We start from the raw sequence: 20,846 nt of genomic DNA, 5'->3' as shown, positions 1-20,846 counted from the left end.
TTGTGATCTCCTATTGGGGTGCAGAGGTTTGGGGATCGTGGTCAAGGTTGCTGGACAATGCCCGGTGGGCATTTGCTTGTGCAAGCAAATCTCTGGCCTTCTGCTCGAACACCTTCACAGCGTCGGCACCAGCGGCGAAGCGAAACGGGGGCTCATCCTGGGCGGCAAGTTGCACAATCGCGTGGGCGAGTTTGGCCGGGTCTCCACCCTGCTGGCCGTTCATCCCGTTCCAGGCCGTGATGGTCTCCTGGGTCTTCTCGGCATAATCGTCGATGTGGGGCTGGGCGTAGGTGGTGGACGTTTCGGTCAGCAGTTCAGTGCGGAAAAACCCAGGCTCGACCAGCATGGTGCGGATGCCGAAGGGGGCGACCTCGGGGGTGAGCGATTCCATCCAGCCCTCGAGGCCAAACTTCGCGGCGGCGTAAGCCGTGCAGAACACCCCTCCAGAAATGCCAGCGGTGGAAGAAAGGGTGATCAAGAGCCCAGAGCGCTGCCTGCGCATTGCTGGCAAGGCGGCCCTGGCAACGTTCATGGGACCGAACAGCAAGGTCTCGATCTGGCTGCGCACCTGTTCAGGGCTGAGTTCCTCAAAGAACCCGGCGTAAAAGTTGCCTGCATTGTTGACCAGCACATCCAGGCGACCAAACCGCTCCAGGGTGGCCTCCACCGCTGCCTGGGCATCTTCGGGGCGTGTCACATCGAGTTTGATGGTCAGCAGGTCCTGATGGTCCCCGAGGGCAGACCTGATTTGCTCAGGGTTCCGTCCAGTTGCGACCACAAGGTGCCCAACCTTTAGTGCTGCTCGGGCGAGATCGATTCCCAGCCCGCGCCCGGCTCCGGTGATCATCCAGACTTGCTTGTTCGTGCTTTTTTTAGACATACTGGTCTCCCGTTTTCATTGAGGTGTGATGTGGGCCGTTCCTGTACCGAACGGTTCTGTTCACCTGTCATTGTAGGGGGTGGAGTCCAGCTGGGCTTGCCTGATCCTGCTGTGATCTTGCCTGATTTGCCCATGACCACCGGGCTTTGCCCCTGGGTCGTCTGAGGGTTCCTCTTCGAGGTGGTTAAGCAGGGGCGATGACGCCCCCTGGAGATCGAGGAAAATGTTTTTGAATGAGAATTTCGTGCTTCTGGAAGGAGAAATTTAAATTGGCCCGATATTTTTCGTCCAACTGGTCCCGCTACCCCGTGTCTCGAAGCACCCTGTATCGGTACCTGGAAGGGTAATTTGAATCCAAAAAACACCGTTCCATGCATTATTTTCTGGCCTAGACCGTACTTTTCCGTTCCGAAGATCCAGATACCCCGATACCAGGTGACAGCTACCACACCTTAACCCCTATCTGGTGATTCATCCCATGCACATGATTCATTTTCAAAGGTTGCTATCAGTTGGATTCATCAGGCTGTGAGGTGGCTTTTCATGCTTCCAAGAGCATTTGAAAAGGCCCAAATGGACCCGCGTCCATTAACTAGGGCGTGCAAGCCTTAGCGTGGTCTGGCACAACTGCCCCGCACCACCAAGCGCCCAGGAAATTGTTGTCCAAAAAGCTCTACAGAACGGTTTTCTCCTTCCAGAATTCTTCGGACAAGCACGGTACTCATTTCTGTCACTGGCTGCTCAATGGCATCAATGCCCGGAGACACCAGACCTGTCCAGGGGTAATTGTCAAATGTCAGCAGAGAAATGTCTTCTGGGATGCGCAAACCTGCTTCTCGGATGGCCCGGAAAGCCCCCATGCCCTCTGTGCCATTCAGGGCAAAAACAGCAGTGGGACGCTCGGCAAGAGAGAGCAACTCCCTGGTTCTCTGGTAACCCCCTTCCTCGGTCAAGGGCACGATCTGACGGTAACCCTCTGGCACAGACAGGCCCATCTGGGTCATGGCCGTCTCAAAGGTGAAACTCCGCCACTCAGGATGGTGGATGGGATCGTAACTTCCCAGCGCAGCAATGCGGGTGTGTCCCAGGTTCCACAGGTGCTGCAACCCCAACATGACACTCTGCTGGTGGTCCAGCATGACAAAATCGAATGGACTGGTGAGGGCATGGTGGTCCACTTCAATGATGTAGGTGCCCTTGTCTTGCATTTTGAGCAAATAATCCCGGTTGTTGCGGCCATAGGCTGGGCGCACAATCAGGGCACTCACCCGATGACCCGCCAGAAGTTTTAAATTCTGCAACTCCAGTTCCCCATTGAATTTGCTGTCTGCCAGCAGCAAACTGTATCCCTCCGCCCGCAGCAGGGTGCCCACCTGATCGGCCAGCTCGGCAAAAAAAGGCTCCCGGATGTTGGCCACCAGCAGTCCAACAGCATTGCTTTTTCCTCGTCCCAGCGCACTGGCCGTCAAGTCTGGTTCATAGTCGAGTTCTTTGATGGCCCACTGCACTTTTTCCAGGGTCTGGGGAAGCAATTTGTGGGGCTCACTCAGGGCACGTTTGGCGGTGGTGGGGGATACTCCGGCGAGTTTGGCTACATCACTGATGGTCGGCATGGATCTCCTGTGGATCAAGAATGGTGGGTTGGAGCCAAAGTGAACAAGTGACGGATGTCACTTTACAGAATACCCCAGTTGCCACTAGACAATGATGGCAAAAGTGTGCTTTACTATGGACGCGAGTCCATCCACGTCCAGAATGGCATTTACCATACAGAACATCTCAAAGTTCTGGCACCCACCTTTGGTCCCGCAACAGGGAGGAATACACATGAAGAAGTTTTTCGCATTAAGCCTGCTCTTGGGCTTGGGGTCATCCGCCTTTGCCACCACCATCACCATTGCCACCGTGAACAACCCGGACATGGTCACCATGCAAAAACTCACCCCAGAGTTTGAGAAAGCCTACCCTGACATCAAAGTCAAATGGGTGGTCCTCCCCGAGAACGAACTCCGTCAGAAGATCACCCTGGATGTGGCGTCCGGAGCAGGCACCTTCGACATTGCCACTGTCGGCACCTACGAAGTGCCCATCTGGGCCAAAAACGGCTGGCTGGAAGACCTCTCGGCACAGTTCAGCAAAAATGCTGACATCGCCAAAGACTACGACCTGAACGACGTGCTGGAGCCTGTCCGCAAAGGCCTGTCATACAACAAGAAACTCTTTGCCCTGCCCTTCTACGCCGAAAGCAGCATGACCTTTTACCGCAAAGACCTGTTTGCCCAGGCCGGCCTGAAAATGCCCGTGAAGCCCACCTGGACCCAGATCGAGCGTTTTGCCAAAGCCCTGCACAAACCCAACCAGGGCCAGTACGGCATCTGCCTGCGCGGCCTTCCCGGCTGGGGTGAAAACATGGCTGTCTTCAGCACGGTGGTCAACACCTTCGGTGGCCAGTGGTTCGACATGAACTGGAATGCCACCGTCAACAGCGCAGCCTGGAAACGCGCCATGACCTTCTACACGGGCCTGATCAAGAAGTACGGCCCTCCTGGTGTCACCTCCAACGGCTTCACCGAAAACCTCACCCTGTTCTCCCAGGGCAAATGTGGAATGTGGATCGATGCCACCGTCGCTGCAGGCTTCATCTCAGACCCAGCACAAAGCAAAGTGGTCAACTCGGTGGGCTTCGCCAACGCCCCCACCGGACCTGGCACCCCCAGAGGCAGCAACTGGTTGTGGGCGTGGTCTCTGGCTGTTCCCAAATCCACCACCCACGAAAACGAAGCTTTCAAATTCATCACCTGGGCCACCAGCAAGGACTACATTGCACTGGTCGCCAAAGAGAAAGGCACCTGGGCTGCCGTGCCTCCAGGAACCCGTGCCAGCACCTACAAAAACGCCAACTACCAGAAAGCTGCAGGTGCCTTCGCCAACATTGTGCTGGACAGCATCAACCGGGCTGATCCCACCAATCAAACCAAAAATCCTGCACCTTACGTGGGCATTCAATTCGTGGGCATCCCTGAATTCCAGGCACTGGGCACCCAGGTGGGCCAGTACCTCGCAGGCGTGCTGAGCGGCCAGATGACCGTCGATCAGGCCCTCAAACAGGCTCAGGCCGCAGCAGAAAAAGTCTCCAAAGACGGTGGCTACCTGAAATAACTTGCGTCCAGAAGGGTTGCGCTTCTCTCTTCCTCAATGCCAGGACCTCCCGAACCTCTTCCCACAAGCAGTGGGTCCTGCCTGAACATCTCCAGAGGCGTGCACTTCTTTCCTCACAGAACGTGGTCAGGGCCTCCCGAACCTCTGCCGAAAGGCAGTTTGACCCTGACCACGTTCCTGCCTGTCGTCCAGGCCTTCCCTTCCAACTCCATCATTTTGGTGCAGGACCCTTCAAAGAAACGGCCTTGCGCCTCCAGAAACGAGACAAACAATGATGCAAAGCCTTCCCACACCAACACAAGAAAACAAAAAGAAGCCCATCAACATTGCAGCGGTTTTGCTGGTGCTGCCCGCCCTCGTTTACCTGATTGTCACCACCCAGTTGCCGTTCATCATGACGGTGTACTACAGCTTCTTCAAGTGGAACCTCACCATCCCCAATGACCGCCCATTCATTGGGTTGAGCAACTACCTGTCGCTGTTCACCGACGCCCAGAACCTGCACGTGATGCTCAACACCGTGGTGCTGATGCTCTCGGTGGTGGTGCTGACCATCCTGATCGGTGGAGCCGTGGCGATGCTGCTCAACCGCCGTTTCCTGGGGAGGGGCATGGTGCGGACGCTCTTCATCAGCAGCTTTCTGGTGATGCCCGTGGTGACCGCTGTGGTCTGGAAGAACATGCTGATGAACCCGGTGTTCGGTTTCTTCGCCTGGATCAGCCAGCAACTGGGACTCCCTGCAGTGGATTACCTCTCCCAGTACCCCATGGCCAGCATTGTGGCGATGGTGACCTGGGAATGGACCCCTTTCGCAGCCCTGATCCTGCTGACGGGTCTGCAATCCATGCCTGAAGATCAACTGGAAGCTGCACGTCTGGACGGCTGTACTCCTTTGCAAGAATTCTGGTACATGCTGCTGCCCCACCTGTCCAAGTCCCTGGAAGTGGTGGTGTTGCTGGAAACCATCTTCCTGATGCAGGTCTACGGCGAGATTTACACCGCCACCAGTGGGGGTCCCGGAATTTCGACCACCACCATCCCTTACTTCATCTACCAGAAAGCCTTCGCTGAGTACAACATTGGTCTGGCCTCTGCTGCCGGAGTGCTTGCTGTGCTCTTCACCAACCTGGTGTCCTCTGTGATCCTCAGGATGATCGGCCGCAACATCCAGGGAGCCCAGGCATGAGCAGCATTCAAGAAGCCACCCTCAAACCTGCGGACACCAGCAAAATGGCCATCTCCATGGTCAAAAGCTCCCTGCTGACCTCCCTCACCTACCTGGTCCTGCTGATGTTCCTGTTCCCGCTGATCTGGATGGTTATGGCAGGATTCAAGACCGAAGCCCAGGCTTTTGCCACCCCTCCGGTGTTTTTCTTCACCCCCACCCTGGAGAACTTTACCAGAGCCATGGAGACCTATGGTCCCTTCCTGAAGAACTCCATCCTGATCGTGGGCGGTTCCACCCTGCTGGCTTTCTTGCTGGGTGTTCCTGCCGGTTTTGCCATGGCCCTTTACCCCGGCCAGCGCACCAAGAGCACCCTGTTGTGGATGCTGTCCACCAAGATGATGCCCCCCGTCGGGGTGATTGTTCCCCTCTTCCTGATTTTCCGGGATGCGCATTTGCTGGACACCCACTTCGGACTGATTTTGATGTTCACCACCATCAATTTGCCGCTGGTGGTCTGGATGGTTCACTCTTACATTTCAGAGATCCCTTTTGGCATCTTTGAAGCCGCCAAAGTCGACGGAGCAAGCATGCTGCAGGAGTTCTTCCAGGTGGCCATGCCTCTGGCCCTCCCTGGCATTGCTTCCACGGCACTGCTCTGTGTGATCTTTGCGTGGAATGAGGTGTTCTTTGCCATGAACCTGACCTCCAGCACGGCCGCTCCTCTCTCAGTGTTCATCAGTTCGTTCAAGACCTCTGAAGGTCTGTTCTGGGCCCAGATGTCTGCTGCGGCCACCCTCACCATTGCCCCTGTGATGGTTTTCGGCTGGTTTGCCCAGAAGCAACTCATCCGTGGCCTCACCTTCGGAGCTGTGAAATGACTTCTCTTTTCGAGAACTGTTTCTGAGCCCCAGCAGCTTGTGAAGCTTGATCCCTCCAACCATCATCCAAAACCACCGAGGCAGCGTTGCCTGAACACCTGAAACCGTTAAAGAGGAGGAAACCATGACCCAAACCCCTGAAGTTCATCCTGATCCGTTTGAAGTTGCCACCATGAAAGCCGCTGTGATGCATGGCATCCGGGACGTGCGCATTGAAACACGAAACATTCCACAGGTCAGGCCCGGTCATGTGCTGGTGAGAATCAAAACTGTGGGCGTGTGCGGATCAGACGTGCATTACTTCACCCATGGCAAAATCGGGCCATTCGTGGTCAAGGCCCCGATCATTCTGGGACACGAATCCATGGGCGTCATCGCACAAATTGGAGAGGGCGTGAAAGGCTTACAGACTGGTGATCGGGTGACCCTGGAACCCGGTTACCCGTGCAGAACCTGCGAATACTGTAAGAAAGGCCAGTACAACCTGTGCCCCGAGATGACCTTCATGGCGACCCCTCCGGTGGATGGAGCTTTCGTGGAGTATGTGGAGTGGCCTGCCGACTTTGTTTTCAAAGTCCCGGACATGGTTTCAGATGATGCCGCAGCATTGATCGAACCCCTGGCCGTGGGAGTGTGGTCCGTGAAACGAGGAGGGGTCAAACCCGGAGACGCCATTGTGGTCTACGGTGCTGGCCCCATTGGATGCACCACCTTGCAGGCCGCAAAAGCTGCTGGAGCCACCACCCTGATTGCGGTGGACCTGGAAGATTACCGTCTGGACCTGATCCGGGAACTGGGGGCCACCCACACCATCAACGCGAGGCACGAGGATCCACAGAGGCGCATCCGGGAAATCACTGGGCGCAACCTGCCCGAATCACACAGCGGGGCAGATGTGGTGTTTGAAACCGCAGGTACACTGAAAACCTGTCAGCAGAGCATGCTGGTGGCCCGTCCAGGTGGGACGGTGGTACTGGTGGGACTGCCGCCCAACCCCATGGTGGAACTGGACCTGGTGGCGGCAGCTTCCCGTGAGGTGGACATCCGGGGCATCTTCCGCTATGCCAATTGTTATCCTGCTGCCCTGCAACTGGTGCAGGAAGGACGGGTGAATCTGGACAAAATGGTCACCCAACGCTATGCACTGGATCAAACGCAAGAGGCCCTGATTTTCACAGATGAATTCAAAAATGTGTCCATGAAGGTCATGGTGGACTTCTAGAGCATTTCACCGAAGAATAAAAGGTTTGTTCTCTGAGGGGTGTTTTTGAAATAGGAGGATTCATAGGAATCCTCCTATTTCACTGATAAACGCAGTAATATGCCCAAACTGCCAACAAGCCGTGGAGGCGTCCAGTTTTAAGACCACCACCAACCGCCTCGCTTCTTAAGGTCTTGCTGCGCTGTGCCACGATGCACACCGAAGGCCGATACACCACATGGAGCGGGGTAAGCCCGGATCTGGAATTGGCAGGTCAAACGCACTGTCATGCGGTGCATGGCGGTACAGCAACCTGGCCAGCATTTTCGGAGGGCAGTCTCACAGGCACAGGTCTGCACAGCGTAAGGGATTTAAGGTTTGTCATGCCGGACTCCTCAGCCTGGAGAACCCAGGCCAGATCTTCATGATTGCAGCGCAAAGCACGACCTGTGGAAATGTTTGCCTGGTTTTGCAGCTTTTCACCTGATCGCTTGCAGTTCCCAGGAGAATGAGGAAAATGTGGAAGATCAAGCTAAAAATCCGCACGATTGGGCAACTTTGACTCAGGGTTTGCCCCCTATACTTGGCTGAGATCGCCCAACACCACCCGCTTTCTTCTGGAGGCACCATGAAAAAACGCACCCTTGGACAAAGTCTGGAAGTTTCCGCCCTCGGTTACGGCTGCATGGGCATCACCCAATCCTACGGGCCATCCGGCAGCAAGGCAGAGAGCATCCGAATTGTGCAGGCTGCTGTGGAACGTGGGGTGACCTTCTTTGACACTGCAGAAGTCTACGGGCCTTTCACCAACGAAGAACTGATCGGTGAAGCCCTTGCTCCCTACAAAGGTCAGGTGGTGATCGCCACGAAATTCGGTTTTCAGCTGAAAGACGATGGTTCTGCAGGGTTTACCGGCCTCAACAGCCGTCCAGAACGCATCCGGCAGGTGGCAGAACAATCCCTGAATCGCCTTCGGGTGGACCGCATTGACCTGTTCTACCAGCACCGGGTCGACCCTGATGTGCCGATTGAAGATGTCGCTGGAACGGTGAAGGAACTCATTCAGGAAGGGAAAGTGGGGCATTTTGGCCTTTCGGAAGCCGGGGTGGGCACCATCCGCCGGGCACACGCGGTGCAGCCCGTGTCGGCCCTGCAAAGTGAATACTCCATGTGGACCCGCACGGTGGAACAAGACATTCTTCCGGTCCTGGAAGAACTTGGAATTGGCTTTGTGCCTTTCAGCCCCCTTGGCAAAGGCTTTCTGACGGGCAAGATCGACACTTCCACCACGTTTGCCGAAGGGGACATCCGCAACACCATTCCCCGCTTTCAAACGGAATTCCGTGAGGCCAACCAGCGGCTGGTGGACTTGCTGCAGGACCTGGCTGGCCAGAAAAGGGCCACCCCTGCTCAGATTGCCCTGGCGTGGCTTCTCTTTCAGAAACCCTGGATTGTGCCGATTCCAGGAACCCGCAAGGTGGAGCGACTGGAAGAAAACCTGGGCGCGGTAAATGTGGAACTGACCCCTGGAGACCTCGAACAAATCCAGGCAGCCCTCTCGGAAATCAAGGTGTTGGGCGCACGGTATCCGGAAGCCATGGAACGCCTGACTGAACGCTGAACCTGACCACCCGTCAAAACAGCAGCCTTGATCAATTGACGATCTCAGCTCTGCACCCGTCAAACAGACAGGTGCAGGTTGGTGCTTCTTCCAGGAGACTGAGGTCACCCTGACCCACCACAAAGTGGATGGGTGTGCCATGCCATTCAGGGTGCCTGTCCTGACCACCCTGGAGTATTTGCCCTTGGCGTTTTCTCAAGCCCATCGTCTGGAACCCAAACATCACCGGAGGCACTGTCAGGCAGACGGTCTCGTGCTGCCCCTGATTCCAACGTGTTTCTGGCCTTCATGGCCTTCTTCATCAACCCGGATGGGTGGGTGCTGCACACCAGAGCACAGGCTCAACAGATCCCCTTGAACGCATCAAACGATGAACCTCATGGCTCCGCCAGCCCAGCAAAATCCAATCCCAAAGCCATTCCCTGGACGCTCTCACTAACCTGATCCAACCACTGACATCTCCAGGAGACAAGAACTGGACGTGTCCCTGTCAAATCAGGCAAAAAATCCGAAAAAATGTGCTATTTCTCTGGGACCATCCCGAATACAGTGGTGTTCAGCAAGCAGTTGCGGCATCCAAACCCCCAATGCAACCCTACACATCGAAACCAGCTTCTTCTCGGTCTCACACCCCCTGAGGGGTGAACCCGAGAAGAAGCCAGGCAGGCCAACAAGGAGCAAAAATGATTCAGGACAAAGTTGTGATCATCACCGGAGCCTCCTCCGGCATTGGTGAAGCCACCGCAAAACTGCTCGCCCGCAAAGGGGCAAAAGTGGTGCTGGGCGCAAGGCGTGAAGCGAAGCTGAAACGGCTGGCGCAAGACATTCAGGCCAGCGGCGGCCAGGCCATCTACCAGGTGATGGACGTGGGGAGCATGGAAGACAACACCCGCATTGTGGAACTGGCGAAACAGACCTACGGTCAGGTCGATGTGATCTTCCTGAACGCAGGCATCATGCCCACCGCTCCCCTCTCTGCCCTGAAAACGGAGGAGTGGAACCAGACCGTGGACATCAACATCAAAGGTGTGCTGAACGGTGTCGCTGCTGCGCTGCCCACGTTCCTGGAGCAAAAGTCCGGGCACGTCATCACCACCTCATCGGTGGCTGGCCTCAAAAGTTACCCTGGAGGAGCGGTGTACGGAGGCACCAAATGGTTTGTGCGCAACTTCATGGAGGTCCTCCGCATGGAGTCCGCCCAGGAAGGCACGAAGATCCGCACCGCCACCATTTCCCCTGCTGCCATCCACACCGAGCTGCTCGAAGACATCACCCATGAAGGGGCAGCAGAGGCCATGAAAGGCCTCTACGAGCGTTACGCCATTGAAGCGGACCGGGTGGCAAATGTGGTGGCCTTCGCCATCGACCAGCCCGAGGACACCAACGTCAATGAATTCACCCTGGGGCCCACAGCACAACCCTGGTGAAGCGGCCCAGCCACCTGAAAGGCACTGGACGACCCCAAGAACGCCGAGGTGTTCGCACCACGGCATCCACCCCGAGGAGAAGCCACATGGAATACATCAAACTCAACAACGGCGTGGAGATGCCCAAACTCGGCCTGGGCGTGTTCCAGATGAACGACGAGCAGGTGCGCGCGGCTGTGCCCGCTGCCCTGGAAAGCGGCTACCGGCTGATCGACACCGCGTCCCGCTATTACAACGAGAAAGCTGTCGGCGCCGCTCTGGCAGAGGCGGGTGTGCCCCGCGAGGAGCTGTTCATCACCACGAAGCTCTGGTTCAAGGATCACGGTCCCACCCAGACCCGGGAAGCCTTCCAGGTCTCGCTGGACAACCTGGGGCTCGATTACCTCGACCTCTACCTCATTCACCAGCCGTTCGGCGACTTTTACAGGGCGTGGGAAGCGCTGGAAGCCCTGCTGGACGAAGGGCGGATTCGGGCGATTGGGGTGTCCAACTTCTTTGCGGACCGGTACTTCGACCTGGTCACCCACCACCGGACTGTGCCCGCCGTCAACCAACTCGAAACGCACCCGCTCAACCAGCAAATGGCCACCCAGGCCCTCATGCATCAGCACGGCACGGTGCTTCAGGCCTGGAGTCCGCTGGCTCAGGCCCACCAGGACGTCTTCAACCACCCCACGCTCATCAGGATCGCGCAAGCCCACAGCAAGACGGTCGCGCAGGTGATCCTGCGATGGCTCATCCAGCGTGACATTCCGGTCGTCGTGAAAAGCACGCAACCCGAGCGCCTGCGCGAGAACATCGACGTGTTCGACTTCCAGCTCACCCAGGACGAAATGCAGGCCATCCTGGCCGTCGATCGGCAGCAGGTCCTTGCGGGCTTCACCCATCAGGACCCCCGAATGCTTGAGCTCCTTCTCACCCTCGGTTGACCCTCCGGGCCCTGTGCCCTGTCAGGAGCTGGCACCATGACACGAACCCACACATCGGCCATTCCCACCTTCACCCTCAACAACGGCGTCGAACTCCCGGCACTCGGGTACGGGGTGTTTCAGGCGACGCCGAAGCAGACGGTCACCGCAGTGCAAGAAGCGCTGCGTGCAGGCTACCGGCACATTGACACCGCAGCCGGCTACGGCAACGAACGCGAAGTCGGCGAAGCAATCCGCCTCTCGGGGTTGGACCGCTCGGAGGTGTTCCTCGAGACGAAGGTCTGGATCAGTGATTACGGGTACGAGGCGACCTTGCACGCATTCCACAAAAGCGCCCTCAAGCTCGGCGTCGACCAGATCGACCTGTTGATTCTGCACCAACCCCTGCCCACGGCATTTGAACGAACCCTCGCCGCCTACAGGGCGCTGGAGAGGCTGTTCCTGGATGGCCGGGTGCGGGCCATTGGTGTCAGCAACTTCATGCCGCACCACCTGGACCGCCTGCTGGCCGAGACGTCTGTGGTTCCCACCGTCAATCAGGTGGAGGTCCATCCTTACTTCCGGCAACCGGAGGTGCTGGCGAAAAATGAGGAACTCGGCATTCTTTCCCAGGCCTGGTCACCGATTGGTGGCATCACCTTCTACCCCGGCTGGGGCGATTACCTCAAAAACACCCTCAACGAGCCGGTTCTGCAGGCGATCGGTGAGGCGCACAGCAAGTCGGCGGCGCAGGTGATGCTGCGCTGGCACCTTCAACAGGGCCGCTCTGCCATTCCAAAGTCGGTCACGCCGGCGCGCATGGTGGAAAACTTCGAGATCTTCGACTTCAAGCTGTCCATTGAGGAGCTGGCTGCCATTGATTCGCTGGACACGGGTGTGCGCGGCGGCCCGGATCCCGAACGGATCACCCTTGAACAGCATTCCTTTCCGATTCCCGAGGCCTGACGGCCCGGCGGTGCGATGCCGCAACCCGCAAACATCACCAAACGTGTCCAGCACACGTCACGGATCGAGCACACTGGCATTGTGGTCCCCCGCATTGCTGGGACCATTTCCTCCAGAACCAGCCCGCGCAGCCTCTGCGCCACCCCTGGAGTTTCCCTGCCCTGGTCAAAGGAGAAAAGCATGGACATCAAACGCACAGGAACAAGACCCTCCAGCAAAGGCCCCCTGGATTGGTTCACCGGTCAGGTGCACATTGACCCCCTCTTTCAGCCGGTAGAACCTGCTCGCGCTGCTGGAAACACCGTGACTTTGGAGCCGGGAGCCCGCACCGCGTGGCACACCCACCCCCTCGGGCAAATCCTGAGTCTCCGGCAAAGGACCCGTGCAGGTGTGGGGTGAGAAGATTCAGGAGATCCACCCTGGCGATGCGGTGTGGTTTGCTGCGGGTGAAAAACACTGGCACGGAGCGGGTGCCCACACAGCCATGACCCACATCGCCATTCAAGAAAGCCTGGACGGCAAAGCTGTGGAGTGGCTGGAGCACGTCACAGACGAAGAACATCAGGGGCAATCCCGGTAAGGAGGAAAATGCATGACCCACTGGCCAGCAGCAGAACTCCAGAGCATCACCGAAAAAGACGACTTGCAGGTTGCCCCCCACCGGGACGATGGGGTGACGTATGGCACCCCCACCTGGATCTGGAATGTGCAAGTGGACGGGCAACTCTACGTCCGTGCCTACCATGGCATCCGTTCCCGTTGGTACCAGGCCGCGTTGAAACACAAAACCGGACGCATCCAGGCCGCTAATCGCACCCATGAAGTGATTTTCGAGCCCGTGGAAGACATCCTCCAGGATAAGATTGATACTGCTTACCGCCTGAAATACCAGGGTGACCCTTACCTGTCTTCCATGCTCCGACCACAGGCCCGGCAAGCCACCGTTCGCATCCTCCCCAGAGTGAACGCACCGTAATCAAGTGAAAATCATCTGTCCACAACTCAACATCCCTGCAAAGGAGCACCTCCCATGAAAATCCAGGTCACCATTGCTGGCACATCCACCACCGCCACCCTGCAAGACCACCCCACCGCACAGGACTTTTTGACCTTGCTGCCGCTGACGGTGAGCATGAAAGACATGTTCGCCCGGGAGAAAGTGCTGAACCTCTCCCGTGAACTCTCCGCCGAAGGCCCCAAAACCCAGGAATATCAGGCCGGAGACATCATTTACTGGCCCCCGGGTCCCAACCTGGCCCTCCTGTACCGCAAAGGAGATGAACCCCTGGGGACGGACATCATTCCCCTGGGCGTGCTGGACTCCTTGCCAGACACCCTGCTGGCCCCTGAGGACGTGCAGGTGACCTTTGAACGCTTGGACTGAAAGCCGTCTGGCTCCCTGATGTGGGTTTGCCATGGCTGAATCTTCTCAATCCACTCCACCTTCCCGTCTGGCCCAGGGCCTCTTGCTGTACACCCTGGGCCTGCTGGTGCTGGCCACGTTGGACACCCTCACCAAAGTGCTCACCGTAAGCCACCACTACCCGGTCCCGGTGGTGGCCTGGGCGAGGTACACCCTCCAGTTGTTCCTGCTGCTGGCCGTGGTTACCCCTCGCATGGGCACCCAGGTGTTCCGTCCCAGCAGGCCTTTTCCTGTCCTGGTGCGTTCCCTGTCTCTGGTATTCGCCACCCTGTTTTTGGGGTTGGCCTTGCAGCGCATGCCCCTGGCAGAATCCATTGCCCTTGTTTTTACGGCCCCCCTGATGGTGGTGGTGTTGGCGGCCCGATTCCTCAAAGAGCCCATCTCCCTTTTGCAGGTGTTGCTGGCCCTGGTGGGTTTCGTCGGGGTGGTCCTCATCGCCAGACCCACCGGGAACCTGGACCTCCTCGGGGTGCTCTTTGCCCTGTTGTGTGCTGTCTCAACTGCGGTTTATCAACTCCTCTCCCGCAGCCTCAGCCAGGAAGGCCCGGTGAAGTTGCTGGTCCATTCCGCCTGGGTTGGCAGCCTGATTTTCGGGGTGATGGCCCTGTTCAACTGGGGTGGAAGTCCCCTGACCCCCACCACCCTGATGCTGTTCCTGGGGCTGGGACTTTGTGCCGGACTGGGGCACTTTTTGTTCACCCTGGGGTTCCAGTTCGCTCCAGCTTCCATCATGGCCCCCCTGTCTTACCTGCAACTGCTGTTTGAGGGGATTTTTGGGTTCCTGGTGTTCCATCACCTGCCTGATGCACTGGCGCTCACCGGCATGGGGGTGATCACCCTCTCCGGGGTGGGGATGGCGGTGCTGGGCCAGAGGGCTGGCAAGTGGCGAGGAAAATCACCCTGATGATGTTGTGGTGAAATTGCACTCCTGAACGTTCTTCCTTAAGGGCACGCCTTTTGTGCCCATCCTGAAATGCGCAGGATCAGGTGAAAAATCCGTCAAATCAGGCAAAAATTCTGTGGTTCCCACCCTTACACTGAAACCATCCCCCGCAGCGTTGCCCTGGCCCGCTGGAAAGGAAGGGAAAGTGAAAGAAAGCAAACCCAGCCTCACCCCGGCCCAGGTGCCTCTGCAAGAACCGCAACAGCAGGACCTGCAAAGGCTCTCCAAACTGATCCAGACCCATGCCCCCTACGACAGTGAGTTCTCACTGCCGATTCCCGGGGTTCAGGTGACCCGGGCGTCGCGCATCAACAACGACCTGTACCACGTGATGTACCAGCCGAAAGTCTGCATTGTCGCGCAAGGTTCAAAATCCGTGTTTCTGGGCAATGAGGTTTTCACTTACGATCCCTTGCACATGCTGGGCGTCTCGGTGAACCTGCCGATCTCTTCCCGTGTCACCCAGGCCTCCCAGCACCATCCTTTTTTGTGCATGACCCTTGCACTGGATTCCGTGCGGGTTGCGGAACTGGCCCAGCTGGCCTACCCGCACGGCTTGCCTCAAGGGCCTTCCGAACGGGGTTTGTTTCTGGGCAAAGCCAGCGCCCAGATTGTGAATGCGGCCATCCGCCTGCTGGAACTCATGGAGGAACCCCGTGAGGCGGCCTTGCTTTCCGGTCCCATCCTGGATGAGATCCTCCTCAGGCTCTTGCGCAGCCCGATGGGCGTGAGGCTGGCGATGCTGGGCCAGGGGGAATCCAGCGTGCAGCGCATCTCCAGGGCCATCGATGTGGTGCGGGCACACTTCAATGAGGCCCTCAGCATGGAAGACCTTGCCAGAAAAGTGCACATGAGCCAGACCACCTTCCACCAGCACTTCAAGGAAGTGACGGGCCTGAGCCCCCTGCAATACCAGAAGGTCCTCAGGTTGCAGGAAGCCAGGCGGCTGATGCTCTCCGGGATGGATGCCACCACCGCCTCCAGAGAGGTGGGGTACGGGAGTGTCTCCCAGTTCTCCCGGGAGTACAGCCGTCAGTTTGGCCGCACCCCCCTCAAGGACATTGCTTTCCTGCGCCTGGAAGGCCCGGCCACCAGCCCCTTGAATTGAAACCCCTTGCACACCCTGCTCCTGGTCTGCCAACCCGGGGAGGGATGTGGTTTGCCTGGAGTCGAACATGATGAACATCAAACCTTCTGAAAAACAGCCTGCTCTATTGACCATGAACCCACTGCTGTTCATGGTGATCCTGGGGATTGTGCAGGGGGCCACCCCCCTCACGGTGGATCTGTACCTTCCAGCCTTCCCTGCAGTCGCCAGGGATCTGCATGTGGGTGTCGGCAGCATTGAACTCACCCTGGCGGTGTTCCTGGTGGGGATGGCGGTGGGTCAGGCAGTCTACGGACCCTTCACCGACAAGCATGGGCGCAAGAAACCCCTGCTGGTCGGACTTGCCGTTTACACGGTGGGGTCACTGATGTGTGCTGTGGCCCCCAGCCTGACGGTCCTGATGCTGGGTCGCCTGTTGCAAGCCCTGGGAGGATCTGCCGGAGCGGTGATCACCATGGCGATGGTGCAGGATTTGTGGCAGGGCAAGGAAGCCGCACGGCGTTTCAGTCTGCTGGGCCTGGTGTCCGGACTGGCACCCATCATCGGTCCGGCCCTCGGTGGAGTGATCCTCACGAAGTTCCCCTGGCAGGTGGTGTTCTGGGGCCTCTCCATCCTCGGGGTGGTCATGGCGGTGCTGGTGGTCTTTTTACCAGAAACCTCCAACCGTGAGGAACGCAAAACCGTGCGCCTCAGGGACGCCCTGGACAACTACCTGGTGCTGTTGAAAAACCGTCCGTACCTCTTGTTCATGCTGTCGATTGGGTGGGTGTTCGGAGTACTGTTCGCTTACGTGACCGCCTCTTCCAGCATCTACATGGAGACCCTGCATGTTGGTCCTGGACTGTACGGGATGTTGTTCGGGCTGAATGCAGTGGGCTTGATGGGGGCCTCACAGCTCAACCGGGTGCTTCTCAACCGCTTTTCCCTGTTTCAGCTGGGCCTTTTTGGGGTGCTGTTGAACGTGACAGTGTGTGTGGTGCTGTTCATCCTGTCTGTACTCGGCATTCACAGCCTGATTGCGGTGGCCACCCTGTTCTTCTTCTTGATGGTGTCGATGGGGTTCACCATGCCAAACCTGCCTGCCCTGGCAATGGGGCATGTGAAAGAGCGCATCGGGAGCGCATCGGCCTTGCTTGGCACCTCACAGTTCCTGGTGGGAGGCTTGGCCGGGACCGTGGTGGGCTTGCTGGACGGCCCGCTTGTTCTTGCGGTGCTGGCCGGATGTTCCGTGGTCGCCCTGACTTTTTTGCTGCTGGCGGGCAGAGGCAGGATGGCAGGGGACCCCGTAGGTGGGCCAATGCCGCCATCCTCTGGCCACTAAAAGGAGTGTGGGCCAAATGAAACCTGGCATGGGAGGCCAGATCCAGCGTTGTGTGCCTGAAGACCGGGGTGTTGGTGGAGGGTTGAGCAGGGTGCCAGCACGCACAGTGTTTTACTCAGTTTCAGACAGGGGCGCACCCGGTGCTCCTGTCCTTGTGGTTCTTGCACAGGTGATGCGTCAGGGTGAACGGTGAAGCACATTGCCCTGACGACCCGGGATGCACCGCTGCCCAGCCTGACTTCCACCCAGCGGCAGGAATTCTTGAAGTTCCCGGACGTAGATGATTTCGTGCTCGGCAGGTACTATCAACTCTCCGGCCCGGACCTCCGGCTGCTCTCTGACATGGAAGACCCAGCCCAGAAACTCGGGGTGGCGGTGTTGATCACCGTGATGCGGCACATTGGCAGAAATGCCATGACCGTGACCGTCCCAGAGGTGGTTCTCTCTGAAGTTGCCCTGCAGCTGGATTGTGATCCAGGTTTATTCCAGACGTACCAGAAAAACTGGAGGAAACACGGCAAGGAGCACACCCACAGGATCAAGAACCACCTGGGCTACGTGTCCTTCCAGATCCAGCACCGCCAGGAGTTACTGCAGTTTATGCATGACCGGGCTCACCACACCGACATGTGGTTTCCTCTGATGATCGACCTGGTGGAGGAACTCCGGAAGAGGCGCATCCTGATGCCGAAAATCACGGTGCTGGAAAGCCTGATTCAGGAGGCGCTGGTGTTCGCCCGGAATTTCGCTTTCCAGATCCTCACCATGGCCCTCAGGGACCCTCACCTGGCGAAGCTTGATGCGCTCTTGTTGCCTGATCCCGGGTACCGCAAGGGGAAAGGCACCACGCTGGGCTGGCTGAGGGATTTGCCAGTGAAAGCCAGTGGAGAGAACGTTTTGAAGTGCCTGGAGAAACTGAAGAGGCTCAGGGACCTCCCGCTCCCCTGGCAGGCCAGGGAGTTCATTGCCAAGAACCGCATGGACAAACTGACCCGGGAGGGCCGCACCCTGGACACCTACCAGCTCTCGGATTTCGAGCCGATGCGCCGCCATGCCATGATTGCGGTGATTTTGATGGATGCAGAAGAAACCCTCACCGACCGCATCCTGGAAGACCACCGCAAAATCATGCTGGGGAGTTTCAATCGGTGCGAGAAGGAGCACCTGGTAAAAATCCTGTCCCATAAGACGACCATCACCGAGTCTTTGAATTTGACGTACACCATCGGCAAGATCCTCGTGGCGGCCAAAGAAACCGGGGAAAATCCCCTGCCAGAGATTGAGGGTTTGATTTCCTGGGAGGACCTGATCCGGGTGATGGAGGCTTCCCGGAATGTCACCGAGCAGAAGATGCTGGACAGCATGCATCTTTTGAAAGGCCAGTACCGGAAGTTCAGGAAGTATGCCCGGAAGATGCTCTTTTCCTTCGAATTCCAGGCCTCCAGCACCAGCAAAGACCTTCTGGAAGCTCTGGGAATGCTGGCCAGATTGGGCAAGAAGCGCAAACTGCCTGCTCAGGTCCCGGTGTCTTTTGTGTCTGGCCGTTGGGAAAGGTACGTGTTCACGGACAGGGGCATCGACCTGGTGTATTACGAACTGTGCGTGCTGAATGAACTCTCTGCTGCTTTGCGTTCAGGGGACATTTTTGTGGAGCACAGCAAGAAATTCTGTGATTTTGAAGCCTACCTGCTGCCCAAAGACCGCTGGCGGGCGTCCCTGAAGACCTTTCCTCCGCTGGTTCCCCTGTCTTTTGATGAATTCTGGGAGGAGAGCAGCAAGGGGCTGCGCGAAGAATTGGTGGCCACCGACCGTGCACAGAAGTTGGGGGATCTGCCAGAGGTGCGGGTGGAGCATGGTCAGGTAATTGTGGAGCCCCTGAAGCGGGAACAGGAACTGGCGGATGCGGCTGAAGCGTGGTCGGAAGTGCTGTACGACATGGTTCCGCCCATCAAGATCACCTCCCTGCTGTTGGAGATTGAACGCCGGGTGAAGACCAGCAAGGTGTTCACCCACCTGAACCTGGGGAATGTGGCCGAGGACCTGCACCTGCTGTACAGCGTGATTCTGGCGGAAGGCACCAACCTGGGTCTGGCCAAGATGGCCCAGGCGTCCAGCCGCACCAAGGTTAAGAAACTGATCTGGTTGCACGAGTGGTACGTTCGAGAGGACACCTACCTGGCGGCCATGGCCGAACTGACCAACTTTCAACTCCAGCAGCCTCTGGCTGGGCACTGGGGGGAGGGCACCCACTCGTCTTCAGATGGTCAGCGGTTCAAAACCTCCCACAAAGCTGAGGGGTCGGGGGTGTTCAATGGGCGGTATGGCAGGGAGCCGGGTTTGACCTTCTACACCCATGTGTCGGACCAGTACAGTCCCTTTTTTGTGAAGGTGATTGCTTCCACGGACCGGGATGCCTTGCACATTGTGGATGGCCTCCTGTACCACCAGAGCGATTTGCGCATCGAGGAGCACACCACGGATACGCACGGGTTTACCGACCCGGTGTTTGCCATCACCCACCTGTTGGGGTTCCGGTTTTCGCCGAGGATCAAGGGGATGAAGGACCACAAGATTTTCACGCCAGAGAAGATGGACTTTGAGGTTTTGAGACCTTCAGTGGGCGGAAAACTCGACGTGGAATTGATCCGGGCGAACTGGGAAGAAATCCTCAGGGTGGTGACTTCGATTCGGGCGGGGCATGTGACGGCCTCGGTGATTCTGGCGAAACTCTCCTCTTACAGCCGCAAGAACAGTTTGTACCGGGCAATCACCGAACTGGGCAAGTACTATCGGACCCTGTTCATGCTGTCGTGGTGGAAGGATCCGGAGTTGCGGCGCAGGTCGAACTGGAACCTGAACAAGGGGGAGGCGCTGAACAAACTCAAGAAGATCCTGTTTTTCAACAACCTGGGGGAGTTGCGTGCCCGGGATGTGACGAATCAGGCGAAGCGGGCAAGTGGGTTGAATGTGCTGGTGTCGATGGTGACGGTGTGGAACACAGTGTACCTGCAGCGGGCCATTGAGCATCTGGAGGCTGAGGGTACAGTAATACCCGATGAAATTCTGCAGAGGATTTCACCTCTGGGCTTTGAGCACATCAACCTGACAGGGGATTACGTGTGGCGTCAGGAGGATTTGCCTCTGGAAGGGGAATTCTTGCCCCTGAGACTGAAAAAGAAGTGAGAATTCAGGTGTTCTCATAACCCGTCTCTGAATTATAGTTTCGAAACCCTTTGGGTATAATGAGATTTGAGACTCACAGGATCGGATAAACCTTTTCTGAGTCAGGGTAAGCCGGAATAGCGTCAATCTTGGCATTCACCCCAGCCCGGTGCCTCCGGGGTTTCCGGTGCTCTGCCGGGAAGGGTCCACCCGGAAGAAACGCTCAAACACCCGCTCCTGGTGTTCCTCGGCAATCCCCACCCCACTGTCGGTTAGGGATGCCCAGGTCGGCGGCCACCCGGCTCTGAGTCACATCTGGCTGCAGGGCCAGCTGGACGGCCTGCTGCTTGAAATCTGCGGTATATTTGGTGGGCGTTTTGCGCATAAGTCTTCTCCCATTCTGCGGGATCAACTGAGCGTCAACAAAACCTTATCAAGTTCATGGCACGCAAAAAAGCAACCGAATACACCCCAGAGTTCAAACAACAAGCGGTTCAGCTCGCTACCCGTGAGGGCATGACGGTCACAAAGGCCGCCCTGGACTTGGGGATCTCCTACAGCCGACTGCACAGCTGGGTCAGTCAGGCCAAAACTGAAGTTGGTCGGGTAGCAGGGAAACATTGCTGTCTCCCCGCCCCCTCAGAACCGGACTTGAAGCTTTCACCTCATCCGGCTCAAGCC

At 57.6% G+C, this 20,846-nt stretch carries 20 protein-coding genes and 1 pseudogene; 17 read left to right on the top strand and 4 right to left on the bottom strand.

Annotated features, from left to right (window positions below; all coding sequences use genetic code 11):
* Positions 1-10: 10 nt before the first annotated feature.
* Positions 11-880, bottom strand: a complete 870-nt coding sequence (locus IEY52_RS24700) for an SDR family oxidoreductase (protein WP_189008712.1) — start codon at positions 878-880, stop codon at positions 11-13.
* Between the two features lie 608 nt (positions 881-1,488).
* Positions 1,489-2,493, bottom strand: coding sequence for a LacI family DNA-binding transcriptional regulator (locus tag IEY52_RS24695; RefSeq protein ID WP_189008709.1), 1,005 nt, complete (start codon positions 2,491-2,493; stop codon positions 1,489-1,491).
* A 214-nt stretch (positions 2,494-2,707) separates the two neighbouring features.
* Between IEY52_RS24695 and IEY52_RS24690 the strand changes: the two genes are divergently transcribed.
* From IEY52_RS24690 to IEY52_RS24620, 16 genes are all read left to right on the top strand, one after another.
* A complete protein-coding gene (locus IEY52_RS24690) occupies positions 2,708-4,039 on the top strand; it encodes an ABC transporter substrate-binding protein (RefSeq protein WP_189008707.1) in 1,332 nt (443 codons plus the stop codon).
* Positions 4,040-4,310: 271 nt separating this feature from the next.
* A complete protein-coding gene (locus IEY52_RS24685; RefSeq protein WP_189008704.1) occupies positions 4,311-5,225 on the top strand; it encodes a carbohydrate ABC transporter permease in 915 nt (304 codons plus the stop codon).
* Positions 5,222-6,085, top strand: coding sequence for a carbohydrate ABC transporter permease (locus IEY52_RS24680; RefSeq protein ID WP_189008701.1), 864 nt, complete (start codon positions 5,222-5,224; stop codon positions 6,083-6,085). The genes IEY52_RS24685 and IEY52_RS24680 overlap by 4 nt, the downstream gene beginning before the upstream one ends.
* Before the next feature lie 124 nt (positions 6,086-6,209).
* Complete coding sequence (locus IEY52_RS24675; RefSeq protein ID WP_189008698.1) at positions 6,210-7,307, top strand: NAD(P)-dependent alcohol dehydrogenase; 1,098 nt, start codon at positions 6,210-6,212, stop codon at positions 7,305-7,307.
* Between the two features lie 607 nt (positions 7,308-7,914).
* Complete coding sequence (locus tag IEY52_RS24670; RefSeq protein WP_189008695.1) at positions 7,915-8,907, top strand: aldo/keto reductase; 993 nt, start codon at positions 7,915-7,917, stop codon at positions 8,905-8,907.
* Between the two features lie 683 nt (positions 8,908-9,590).
* Positions 9,591-10,334: an SDR family oxidoreductase gene (locus IEY52_RS24665; RefSeq protein ID WP_189008692.1), complete on the top strand. Its 744-nt coding sequence runs from the start codon at positions 9,591-9,593 to the stop codon at positions 10,332-10,334.
* Positions 10,335-10,420: 86 nt separating this feature from the next.
* Positions 10,421-11,263, top strand: coding sequence for an aldo/keto reductase (locus tag IEY52_RS24660; RefSeq protein ID WP_189008689.1), 843 nt, complete (start codon positions 10,421-10,423; stop codon positions 11,261-11,263).
* A gap of 36 nt (positions 11,264-11,299) precedes the next feature.
* Complete coding sequence (locus tag IEY52_RS24655) at positions 11,300-12,208, top strand: aldo/keto reductase (RefSeq protein WP_189008686.1); 909 nt, start codon at positions 11,300-11,302, stop codon at positions 12,206-12,208.
* A gap of 180 nt (positions 12,209-12,388) precedes the next feature.
* Positions 12,389-12,607 (top strand): cupin domain-containing protein, encoded by a 219-nt coding sequence (locus tag IEY52_RS26845; protein WP_229684967.1) that lies wholly within the window; start codon positions 12,389-12,391, stop codon positions 12,605-12,607.
* Positions 12,597-12,788 carry a cupin domain-containing protein gene (locus IEY52_RS26840; protein WP_229684966.1) on the top strand — a complete coding sequence of 64 codons (192 nt, stop codon included), beginning with the start codon at positions 12,597-12,599 and terminating at the stop codon, positions 12,786-12,788. The genes IEY52_RS26845 and IEY52_RS26840 overlap by 11 nt, the downstream gene beginning before the upstream one ends.
* A 12-nt stretch (positions 12,789-12,800) precedes the next feature.
* Positions 12,801-13,184: a DUF2255 family protein gene (locus tag IEY52_RS24645; protein WP_189008682.1), complete on the top strand. Its 384-nt coding sequence runs from the start codon at positions 12,801-12,803 to the stop codon at positions 13,182-13,184.
* A 54-nt stretch (positions 13,185-13,238) separates the two neighbouring features.
* Positions 13,239-13,592, top strand: coding sequence for a cyclophilin-like fold protein (locus IEY52_RS24640; RefSeq protein WP_189008679.1), 354 nt, complete (start codon positions 13,239-13,241; stop codon positions 13,590-13,592).
* A gap of 31 nt (positions 13,593-13,623) precedes the next feature.
* A complete protein-coding gene (locus IEY52_RS24635; protein ID WP_189008676.1) occupies positions 13,624-14,535 on the top strand; it encodes a DMT family transporter in 912 nt (303 codons plus the stop codon).
* A 184-nt stretch (positions 14,536-14,719) separates the two neighbouring features.
* Positions 14,720-15,682, top strand: coding sequence for an AraC family transcriptional regulator (locus IEY52_RS24630; protein WP_229684964.1), 963 nt, complete (start codon positions 14,720-14,722; stop codon positions 15,680-15,682).
* A 67-nt stretch (positions 15,683-15,749) separates the two neighbouring features.
* Positions 15,750-17,003, top strand: a complete 1,254-nt coding sequence (locus tag IEY52_RS24625; protein ID WP_229684963.1) for a multidrug effflux MFS transporter — start codon at positions 15,750-15,752, stop codon at positions 17,001-17,003.
* 189 nt (positions 17,004-17,192) lie between these two features.
* Positions 17,193-20,186, top strand: coding sequence for a Tn3 family transposase (locus tag IEY52_RS24620; protein ID WP_189008673.1), 2,994 nt, complete (start codon positions 17,193-17,195; stop codon positions 20,184-20,186).
* 135 nt (positions 20,187-20,321) lie between these two features.
* Here the strand turns inward: IEY52_RS24620 and IEY52_RS27145 are convergent.
* Positions 20,322-20,432, bottom strand: a pseudogene (locus IEY52_RS27145) (hypothetical protein); the annotation flags it as partial.
* On the bottom strand, positions 20,389-20,550 hold the full coding sequence (locus IEY52_RS27140) for a transposase (protein WP_189008670.1): 162 nt from the start codon (positions 20,548-20,550) through the stop codon (positions 20,389-20,391). The pseudogene IEY52_RS27145 and the gene IEY52_RS27140, both read right to left, overlap by 44 nt.
* Before the next feature lie 56 nt (positions 20,551-20,606).
* Between IEY52_RS27140 and IEY52_RS24605 the strand changes: the two genes are divergently transcribed.
* The coding region (locus IEY52_RS24605; protein WP_189008667.1) for a transposase at positions 20,607-20,846 on the top strand (240 nt) is incomplete at its 3' end.

Source organism: Deinococcus roseus, from assembly GCF_014646895.1.
Taxonomy (GTDB): Bacteria; Deinococcota; Deinococci; order Deinococcales; family Deinococcaceae; genus Deinococcus_C; species Deinococcus_C roseus.
The sequence above is the reverse complement of the archived record's forward strand: the minus strand, read 5'-3'. Positions and strand labels throughout refer to the sequence as shown.